Genomic DNA, 10,130 nt, shown 5'->3' on the forward strand with positions numbered 1-10,130 from the left:
CACTGGAAGGCCCAGACTCGCAGACATGATCGAAGACGGCACCGGCCTTCTCACCATCGGTGAGCTGGCCCGAGCGACCGGCCTGAGCGTGCGCACCATCCGCTACTGGTCCGACGAGGGCGCCCTGCCCCCGGTGGGCCGCTCCGCGGGCGGCTACCGCCTCTACGACGCCGCGTCCGTGGCCCGCCTGGAGCTGGTCCGCACCCTGCGCGAACTGGGCCTCGGGATGAGCGACGTCCACCGGGTGCTGACCGGTGAGACGACCGTCGCCCAGGTCGCCGCCGCGCACGTGAAGGCGCTGGACGCGCAGATCGGATCGCTGCGGGTGACCCGCGCGGTGCTGTCGACCGTGGCGCGACGCGGCTCGACCGCCGAGGAGATGACCCTGATGAACAAGCTGGCACGACTGTCGGCCGCCGAACGCGGGCGGATCGTCGAGGACTTCATGGCGGAGATCTTCGAGGGGATCGACACGGCCGACCCCGACATCCGCCGCAGACTGCGGTTCGCCGCGGCGGAGCTGCCCGAGGACCCCACGCCCGAGCAGGTCGACGCCTGGGTGGAGCTCGCCGAGCTGATCCAGGACCCGGACTTCCGCGCCCTGATGCGCCGCATGATCGAGTTCAACGCGGCGGACCGGGGGCCGGACGTGCCGCCGGGCACCTCCATGTGGTTCATGAGCCGGCTCGTCCAGCTCGCGGGCGAGGCGCTGCGCCGGGGCATCGCGCCCGAGGCGCCGGAGGCCGAGGACGTACTGCGCGAGGTGCTCGGCGACGCCGACTGGCCCGCGGTCCTGGAGCGGCTGACCGCGGCCTCCAACGCCAGGGTCGCCCGCTACCGCGAACTGTCGGCCGTCGTGAACGGCGTCGAATGCCCGTCGACGCACCGGGAGGAGTTCGCCTGGGTGGTCGCCGCTCTGCGCGTTCGCGCGGGCCGTTAATCTGACCTGCGTCAGGACGACAGCAAGGTATGACGAAAAGGGGCGGACCGATGGCCGACATCGAGGCAGCACGCAAGGAATTCCAGCGGATCGACACGGACGGTGACGGCTTCATCACCGCCGCCGAGTTCAAGGCCGCCCTCGCCCAGGGCGGCGACTGGAACGTCACGGAGTCGGTCGCGGAGGCCATCATCAAGACCCGTGACCTCAACGGCGACAAGGTTCTGTCGTTCGACGAGTTCTGGACCCACCTCAGCAAGTGACGCGGTGGGGAAGGGGCGCCCGGCCGGCTCGGCGGGGCGCCCCTTCGGCGTGTCCGGCCGGTCCCGCCGGTCCCACGGCCCGTGGATCCGGGAGCGCCGGGCCCGGTCAGTCGCCCGCGGCCCACTCGCGCAGCTCGCCCCGGTCGGCGAAGTCCGCCACGTCCTTGTCGTGCGGGTCGTCCGTGTACTGGTGGAAGAGCCACTTCGCCTTGATCCGCGGCTTGCCCGCGGTCACGTAGTCCGCGATCCACAGGCCGTCACCGGCGTACGAGGTGGTGTCGATGTTCAGCCAGAAGTTGCGGTTGCAGTACAGGACGACCCGGTGGTCCGGCCGCAGCTGTTTCACCCGGCGGATGAACCGGTCCTTCTCCGCGTTGCTCGCGTGGGTGCCGTCGCCGGTCGTCTCCCAGTCGACGGCGAGGATGTCACCCGCCCGTTCCGGGGCCCTGGCGACGAACCAGGCCGCCTGGGCGGTGATGTCGCCGGGCCAGAGGAAGTGGTAGAAGCCGACGACCAGTCCGGCGTCGCGGCCGCACTTGGTCTGGGCGGTGAGCTTGGGGTTGACGTAGGAACGGCCCTCCGACGCCTTGACGAAGACGAAGGAGAGGCCGTCCGTGTCGTACGAGGAGGGCTGGTACGCGCTCACGTCGATGCCGCGCAGCATGTGAGGGACTCCCTTGACTGCCGGTGGGGATACAGGAGTTGAAGTTCATTTATGCCCCATTTCGGCAGTGCCGATCCCTAGCCGGGGTCGCCGGGGCCGGGACTCAGCCCCGGCCGGTCACCGACCCCAGCACCGCGGCCGACTTCGTCGACCAGTCCGAGGTGATGACGCTCGCGTGGTCCGCGGCGAGCAGCGACAGCCGGGCCGCCACCTCCGCGTCCGTGGGCGCGGTCGACGAGATGGCCGGTGACACGCCTGCCGCGTCCGTCATGATCAGGACGTAGTGGTTCGCCGAGTAGAACGAGGTGTCGTAGGCGTTGTTCACATAGGCCGCCGCGTCACCGTCGAAGAACACGAACCAGGGCCGGATGGAGGCGTCGTAGCGGCCGGTGCGCGGGTCGCCGTTCGCCGCGCCGAGCACCGCGGGGAAGGCCTGCGCCGCCGGGAGGGTGCCGGCCGCGGCGAGGTCGCGCAGGTGGTCGCCGTACTCCTGGTCGGTCCAGTAGTGGTCGAAGGGGTTCGCCTGTTCCACGGTGCCGGGGATCAGTTCGAAGAGCACCTTGCCCTTGAGGTCGTCCCGGGAGGGCCACGCGTCGGCCTTCGCGGCCGCGTCCGCCGTCGGGTACGTCCCGCCCAGCAGGTCCGACGGCTTGTAGACCATGCTGCCCAGCTTCTGCGCGACCAGGGTGTCGAATTCGTCCGGGCCGAGACCGATGGTGTTGTTGAATCCGTTCTTCATCTCCACCTTGAAGATGATCGGACGGTGGTCCGGGTGGAGTCGGTGCCAGGCGGCTATGTTGTCGAGGCAACTGCCGAGATCCTGATTGCGGCTCTGCCCGTACAGCTGGCCGGGGCTGGTGGCCTTCTCGCAGTTGTTGTCGTTGCCGAACGGATTGCTGTGGCTGACCCGCCACCGCCTGCTCAGCGGATCGGTGTAGACGTCGAGTTCGAGGAGCGAGGCCCCCGAATCCAACGCCTGCGCGAAGTAGGTGTACTTGTCCTTCTCGTAGGCGTTGTGCGTGCCGATCGCCGTGGTCCCCGAGAGGGTCGCCGAGGCGGCCTCGGCATGGGCCGGGACCACCGCCAGCATCGCCGCCGCGCCCAGCAGCGCGGCCACTCGTCTCACCGTGCGCATGTGTCAAGTCCCCTTGGTCGTCGCAGAGTTGACGGCAGCCTAGGGGGATCGGGTTACTGCGCGGTAGCCTCCGGCGGAACTCCGTTCACCTCCGTGCGGGGTGGCGCCGGGTGGCGCGGGGACGCGAAATCCGGCCGGGTGCAACCGTCGGCCCGATTCGACGGTCTGTTGCAGCGTCGAATTCGGTCGGCCGGACGCAGGGAAACAAAGTGAAGACGCCATTCCGCGAGGCCCGGGAGACCGGACCCGCGATCGAGGAGACCTCGCGGACGCCGCACCCGGTGCGGCTCGACATCCAGGGACTGCGCGCCGTGGCGGTGTCCCTCGTCGTCCTGTCCCACGCCGGTGCAAGGGGGTTCGGCGGCGGTTATGTCGGCGTCGATGTCTTTTTCGTCATCTCGGGTTTCCTCATCACCTCTTTGTTGTTACGCGAATTGTCGACCACGGGTGCCATATCGATCAGGAAGTTCTATGCCCGCCGGGCCCTGCGACTGCTCCCCGCCTCGACCCTCGTCGTCCTCACCACCCTGACCGGCTCCTGGCTGTTCCTGTCGAAGGTCCGCTTCGAGGAGTACGCCGGTGACGCGCTCGCCGGCGCGCTGTACGCGGTCAACATCCGGCTGGCCGTCGGCGGCACCGACTACCTCGCCGAGGGAAGTCCCCCCTCGCCGTTCCAGCACTTCTGGTCGCTGGCCGTCGAGGAGCAGTTCTATCTGCTCTGGCCGCTGCTGCTCCTGGTCACCTGGAGGTGGTCCCGCCGCGGCGGACGGCTCGCGCTCCCGCTGGCCGGGTGCTGCCTCGTCTCTTTCTGGCTGAGCGTCGAGGTGACGGCGTCCTCTCCGCCCTGGGCGTACTTCGGTTCGCACACCCGCTTCTGGGAGCTCGGCGCCGGCGCCCTGCTCGCCCTGGCCGCCGAGCGGCTCACCGGACTGCCCGCCGCGGTCGCCGCCCCCCTGACCTGGGCCGGGCTGGCCTGTGTCGTCCTGGCGGCCGTCCGCTACGACACCACCACCCCCTTCCCCGGTCACCACGCGCTGCTGCCGGTGCTGGGGGCCGGACTCGTCCTGGCCGGCGGCTGCGCACCCGCGCGCGGCGACGCCCGGCTGCTGCTGGCCACCAGCCCCCTGGTCCGGCTCGGCGGACTGTCGTACGGCTGGTACCTGTGGCACTGGCCGGTGCTGGTCATCGCGCCCGCGGCGCTGGGCCGCCCCCTGGACGGCGCGTGGGCGCTCGCGCTCTGTCTGCTCGCGCTGCCCCTGGCCTGGGCGACCCTGCGCCTGGTGGAGAACCCCGTACGGTTCCACCCGGCGCTGCGGGGCCGGCCGGGCCGCGCGCTGGCGCTCGGCGGCGGACTGTCGGCGGGCGCCGCGGTGCTCGCCCTGACGGCGTCCCTGTTCCCGCCGTCGATCGACTCCGGCCGGGACGCGGTCGACACCCGGTACGAGATCGCGGCGGCGGCGGATCCGGCGCTTCGGGTACGGCAGTTGCTCGGGACGTCCGGCACGAGCCTGCCCAGCAACCTCCGGCCCGCCCTGGCCGACATCAAGGGGACGAGGTCCGCGCTCTACCGGGACGGCTGCCACGTGGGCTACGACAGCACCCGGATCCCGGCGTGCGTGTACGGGGACCGCGCCTCGGCCCACGTCGTCGTGCTCTTCGGCGACTCCCACGCGGCCCAGTGGTTCCCGGCGCTGGACCGGCTCGCGCGGGCCCACCGCTGGAAGCTGGTGTCGCTGACGAAGTCGTCGTGCAAGACCGCCGCGGTGACCACCGTCCATGACGGGGGGCCTTACACGTCCTGCGACATCTGGCGCGACCGGGCGATCGACAGGATCAGGGCCCTGCGGCCCGCACTGGTGCTCGTCTCGTCCTCGGAGGCGGGCACCTCCGTCCGTCCGGCGGCCGATCCGGTCCGGCAGTGGGGCGACGGCTTCCGTACGACCTTCGACGCGCTCGCGGCGTCCGGGGCCCGGGTCGCCGTACTGCTCGACACGCCCTGGCCGAGGACGGACGCGGTCGACTGCGCGGCCCGCTACCCGCTGCGCCTGGAGCGGTGCGCGAACCGGCTCCCCGAGGCGATCCGCGACCCGTCCCGGCGGCAGGCGGTCACGGACGCGGCCCGGTCGGCCCACGTCACGCTGATCGACCCCGTGCCCTGGCTGTGCGCCCCGGCCGGCACCTGCCCGGTCCTGGTGGGCGACACGCTCGTCTACCGCGACGCCGGCCACCTGGCCGAGACCTACGCCGAGGCCCTCGCCCCCGTCCTCGACACCCCGCTGACCGCAGCCCTTCGGACAGGCCCCGGCAAGGCCCGTCAAACGGGCTCTAGCACTCGATGATGTTCACCGCGAGCCCGCCGCGGGCCGTCGAAACGGGACCCTCCTTGGAGTCAGCCGAGCTGTGTCAGCTTTGAGTTGCCTCCTGGTGCCGCCGCGTCCGCGGGGGGCAGAGCCGTGGGGTAGAGGCGGACATCGCTGAGCGCGGCGTCGGCGTACTCGCCGTAGGTGTCCGAAGAGAGGCGGCGGCCCAGTTGGACGGGGCCGGTGGCGTTCCAGGCGGAGGCGAAGGGCTTGGTAGCGGTGAGGGCGCCGTTGACGTACAGGAGCAGGCGGTCGGTGTCCGGGTCGTAGACGCCGACCAGGCGGGTCCATTTGCCTGCGACAGCTTTCGTACCGTAGGCGGCGGTCCAAGTGCCGGTGGCCGTGTCTGCGGTACGCCGGCCGAAGGCCCAGACACCGCCGCCGGAGGAGTAGTAGAGCTGGAAGCCGGTGGCCGTGTTCACGGACGGGTCGTCGGACTGGGAGACGAAGGTGGAGTTGCCTCCGTCGAGGGAGTTGAGCTTCACCCATGCCGAGACGGTGAAGCCGTGGGAGGTGTCCACGCCGGGGCCTGCAGCGTCGGCGTAGCCCGTGGTGCCGGTGAGGTTCAGGACTGGGCCGCGTGTCGCGTCGGTCGTCCAAGAGGTCGCGCCGTGCAGTGTCGCCGGGAGGCCGCCAACGGTGTCGGAGGCGGTCGTGCCGGCACTGTCCGTGAGGGGCCAGCGGTGGGTGGCTGTGTCGGTGACCGTGCCCAGGGAGACCGGGGACGAGAAGGTGGCCGTGGTGCCGGTGGGTGCGGCGCCCGGGTACTCCGTCAGCTGGCCGGCTGCGTCGGTGGCGTACAGGTCGGGTTTACCGTCAGGACCGCTGGTGGCGCTGTTTACGTCACCGGGGGAGGCGACGGTGGGGTACTGCTTGAGGGGCAGGACGACGTCCAGGCCCGTGGCGGGGTGGGCGTTCCAGCCCGCCGCAGTGCCGCTGGTCCAGTTCTGGGCGGCGGTGCCGTGGCATGTGAAGAGCTGTACCTGGGTGCCGTTGACGGAGCTCTGCTGGGGGTCGTCCAGACACTTGCCGGACTGAGGGTTGACCATGCTGCCCGAGGCGCCGGTGGTCCACTTCTGGGAGCCGGTGCCATTGCACTTGTAGAGCTGGAGCAGGGTGCCTTCGGCAGTGCTGCCGCCGGTGACGTCGAGGCATTTGCCAAGGACGCGCAGGGAGCCGTCGTCGTGCAGGACCCACTGCTGGGCGGGCGTGCCGTTGCAGGTGTGGATCGTGATCTTGGTGTGGTCGGCGGTCGCGGCGTTCGCGTCGTCCAGACAGAGCGAGCCGCCGGACGACGTCTTCACGCCTGCCACGAGCGCCGTGCGGACGGGGGCGTGAAGCAGCCGGGGCAGCAGGGCGGAGCCGTCGACGTCGATCGGGAAGGTGTAGACGGTGCCCGAGGAGTCGTCGCGAGCCCACAGGGTGGGTGTGCCGCCGGTGAGCTTGCCGTTGCCGTCGTCGTCGACGGAGAAGGCGCCACCGACCCGGCCGGGCGCGATCAGGGTCAGGCCTGACCAGTCACCGTCGCCGAGCAGAACCGGGTGGCCGAGGTGGTTGATGCCGTAGGACTGGTAGAGCCACAGCTTTTTGTTCTCGACCGTGATCACGGCGGGGTGGTCGGCGTTGCCGTACACGTCCCCGTCGACCACCAATTGGGAGAGGCTCCAGGGCTTGGCCGGGTCGTAGCCCGCCTCGGAGCACCGGTTGGCGGGGACGGTGTCGGTGGCCTCGCAGGCGTCCTTGGTCACCACGTCGTAGCGGCGGCCGACGAAACCGGGGAAGGTGGAGTACGGCGTGCGCGGGAAGGAGCCGTCGTCCTTGGGGTCGAGGTCGTTCTTCACGACGTAAAGAGCCTGCGTCTTCTTGTTGTACGCGAGCAGGTCGTCGTGGGTGTCGCCGTGCAGGTTGCCGCGATGGGCGATCAAGTAGTCGCTCCAGGTGCCGGTGGGTGCGCCTGCGGCGGTCGAGACGATGACCGGGCCGGTGACCGTGGGCGGGGTGCCGGCGACAGGACCGTCCTGAGCCGGGACGGGTGACTGGGCGGGGTCGCTGTCACCGGGGATGAGTTCGAGGTCGCCGGTGCTGGTGGTGGCCAGCAGGTCCGGGCTGCCGTCGCCCGTGACGTCTCCGGGCGCGATTTTGGTTTTGGGGTCCCAGGGTGCGGTGAAGGTGTAACCGACCGGGCTCTGGGAGAGGTTCCCGGCCCGGTCGACCGTGGCGACGTACAGGGTGTGCACGCCCCAGTTGCTGACAGGAGCGGTGACGGTGCCGAAGGCGGTGATGCCGCTCGTCGAGGTCACCTTGGCGGTGTGGCCGGTGGCGGCGGTGGGCTGGCCGTCCAGCTGCCACAGGAAGTGGTCGACGCCGCTCGCCTTGCAGCCGGCCGGGTCGCAGGTGTCGGCCGGGGTGTTGTCGGCGGCGGAGACCGCGAAGTCGGCGGTGACTTTGGTGCCCGCGTAGGTGTCGCCGACGCCATTGCCCACCGGCGGGAAGTGTGGGTTGTCGGCGATCGTCGGCGTCTGCGGTGGGGTGAAGTCGGTGTCGAACCAGCAGTGGTCGCTGATCGCGGACTTCAGTTTGATGGAGGAGTTGTCCTGGGCGTAGACGTCCCAGCCGTACTCGTGGCCGTCCTGGAGGGTGAAGCCGATCGGTGCGTCGGCGTCTTGGCCGGAGGCCACCATGCCGCTGTCCGGGGTGCCCTTGTCCACGGCGTTGCCGTCGGCGTCGAGGTCGGTACGGTCCCAGACGTGGTAGTGCGCCTCGGCGTGCTCACCGGAGATGTGCGTGGTGACGATGGAGTGCAGCTGGATGTTGCTGCCCGCGTCGCTGTACGTCGTGGCGCCGATCCAGCCGATCGCGCCGGCTCCCGTGACGCAGTCGCCGTCCGCGCCCAGCGGCTTGGGCGTGGTGCGCGGCTTGGTGGGGACGTCCGGCGGGATGTCGAAGACGGTGGTGAGGGTGAGGACCTGCGACATGCGCAGGTAGTCGTCGTTGGAGCCGGTTTTCGACTCGTTGCCGAAGAGACCGATGGTCCAGGTGCCCTTGTTGCCGTCGGCGATCTTCTGGATCTGCTTGTCCACGCGGAAGGACGCCGTGCTGTTGGAGCAACTGCTGTTGCCGTTGGCTCCGCTCGGGACTGTGGTCTTCACCGCTGGGTAGCCGTTGTCGTCGAGGGTGTCGGGCTGGTGCTCCCAGTCCGTGTTCGCGTCGATGCCGCCCGTGGTGTGCAGGGTGATCGGTTGGTCGTGCGAGCAGTCGAAGCTGGCCGCGAAGGTGGTGCTGACCTTCACCTCGGCCTTGATCACCACCATCGACGGGTCGAGGCCGCTGGTGTTGACCGCGTAGTACGACCGCTCGAGCCCGACCCCGCAGGGGCCGCCCCAGCGCTGGTAGCCGACGCCCTCACCGTTGGTCTGGGGCTTGTTGTACTGCGGGGCGTCGGAGCAGGCGGAGCTGGAGTACACCTCGTCGAAGGCGCCGGACTTGCTGGCGACCGGGTTCTCGAACGGGTCGATGTACACGGGGTAGTGCGTGGCGGGGTCGTCGAGCAGCGACGTGTCGGGGGCCAGGGTGATGGCGTCGGTGACCGTGGTCATGGGGACCTGGCCGACCTGGGCGCCGGTCCCGGGGCCGGCGACGGAGGAGGCTTCCGAGGGGACGGCGGGGGTGTCGGTGGCGGCCCGCACGAAGGATGCGGGTCTGACGCCCGCCGGCGCGTCCGACGCGGTAGACGTGCCGGAGTCCCACATCAGCGGGGGTGGACTGGTGTACGACACCGTGCCGTCCATGGCGGTGGCGGTCATGCCGCCCGCCGCTGTCGCCGCCAGGTCGAGGCCGTCGGTGTCCGTCGCCACCGTGAGCCTGCGCACGCGCGGATCGGCGGCGGCCTGTGCGTCGTGAACGATCAGTACGTCGCTGAAGCCGCCCTGGTCCGTCACCGAGACCGACAGGTCGACGCCGGGCAGCACGGAGGCGTACAGCGCCGTGTCGCCGCTGACCTGGGGGGCGGGCAGAGCGAAGGGCATGGTCAGACTCATGCTGTGCCCGGCCGGATCGGTGAGCGTGGCCAGCGGCCCCCTGCCACCATCGGAGAGGCGTACGCCGTTGGGCGTGGCCCTGGGGGAGTAGGTGCCGTCGGCACCGGGGACGAGGGTGGCGTCCACCGGTACCCAGTCGCCATCCCTTTGCACCCGCACCGGAAGGACGGTCGAGGTCGTGGTGAAGGTGCCGTCCGGCTGGGCGGTCACGGTGTCGGTCTCGCTGGTGAGCGCCTCGACCGGGACGGCCGTGCCGTCGGTGACCGCCTTCGCCTGGGCGACGAGCAGCGGGTCGGTGGGGCCGGCCGGGTCGTCGGCGGTGACCGCGTCGGCCGGGACGGTGAGCGCGCCGAGCAGCACACCTGCCACGGGAAGCAGCGCCAGTCTGCGGACGGATGACGACAGCACGGAACAACCCCTTCGCACAGCGGACAGAGCAGATGCGAGATCTGCGACCATCCGCGCCCGAAGCGGCCCGCGGCCGGACGGTGGTCAGGACGTCGGCGGCGGGGCGTGCGGCGGTGATGTTCGCTCCCCCGGCACAGAACGTACACAGCAAAAGCCAAAATCGAACACGTATTTGTCATTGCCTTGGCAAAAAGTCTTGAGGTTGGGCAAATTCGGTTCCTAGCCTCCCGTCCTGGATCACGCCGACCACGTGACCGTTCGGACGACGGACCTCCATGTCCGTTTCATACAGGGGGACTTCACACGGTGGGTGTGCGAAGAAC

The 10,130-nt window shown here is 70.4% G+C and carries 6 protein-coding genes; 3 read left to right on the top strand and 3 right to left on the bottom strand.

Going from position 1 to position 10,130, the window contains the following annotated elements:
• Positions 1 to 25 precede the first annotated feature (25 nt).
• The gene (locus ACZ60B_RS23150; protein WP_469389848.1) at positions 26 to 940 is read left to right on the top strand and encodes a helix-turn-helix domain-containing protein; all 915 of its coding nucleotides are present in this window, start codon (positions 26 to 28) and stop codon (positions 938 to 940) included.
• 50 nt (positions 941 to 990) lie between these two features.
• Entirely contained in the window at positions 991 to 1,203 is a 213-nt protein-coding gene (locus ACZ60B_RS23155) for an EF-hand domain-containing protein (protein WP_469389850.1), read from the top strand.
• Positions 1,204 to 1,309: 106 nt separating this feature from the next.
• On the opposite strand, the gene ACZ60B_RS23160 is transcribed toward ACZ60B_RS23155, so the two are convergent.
• Together ACZ60B_RS23160 and ACZ60B_RS23165 are read right to left on the bottom strand one after the other, a co-directional pair.
• Entirely contained in the window at positions 1,310 to 1,867 is a 558-nt protein-coding gene (locus tag ACZ60B_RS23160; RefSeq protein WP_469389852.1) for a glycoside hydrolase family 25 protein, read from the bottom strand.
• Between the two features lie 103 nt (positions 1,868 to 1,970).
• Complete coding sequence (locus tag ACZ60B_RS23165; protein WP_469389854.1) at positions 1,971 to 3,002, bottom strand: phosphatidylinositol-specific phospholipase C domain-containing protein; 1,032 nt, start codon at positions 3,000 to 3,002, stop codon at positions 1,971 to 1,973.
• A 209-nt stretch (positions 3,003 to 3,211) separates the two neighbouring features.
• Here ACZ60B_RS23165 and ACZ60B_RS23170 point away from each other — a divergent pair, with 209 nt between their 5' ends.
• Positions 3,212 to 5,341, top strand: coding sequence for an acyltransferase family protein (locus tag ACZ60B_RS23170; RefSeq protein ID WP_469389856.1), 2,130 nt, complete (start codon positions 3,212 to 3,214; stop codon positions 5,339 to 5,341).
• Positions 5,342 to 5,391: 50 nt separating this feature from the next.
• On the opposite strand, the gene ACZ60B_RS23175 is transcribed toward ACZ60B_RS23170, so the two are convergent.
• The gene (locus ACZ60B_RS23175) at positions 5,392 to 9,807 is read right to left on the bottom strand and encodes a ricin-type beta-trefoil lectin domain protein (protein ID WP_469389858.1); all 4,416 of its coding nucleotides are present in this window, start codon (positions 9,805 to 9,807) and stop codon (positions 5,392 to 5,394) included.
• Positions 9,808 to 10,130 lie beyond the last annotated feature (323 nt).

This window comes from Streptomyces sp. NPDC104096, assembly GCF_055584385.1.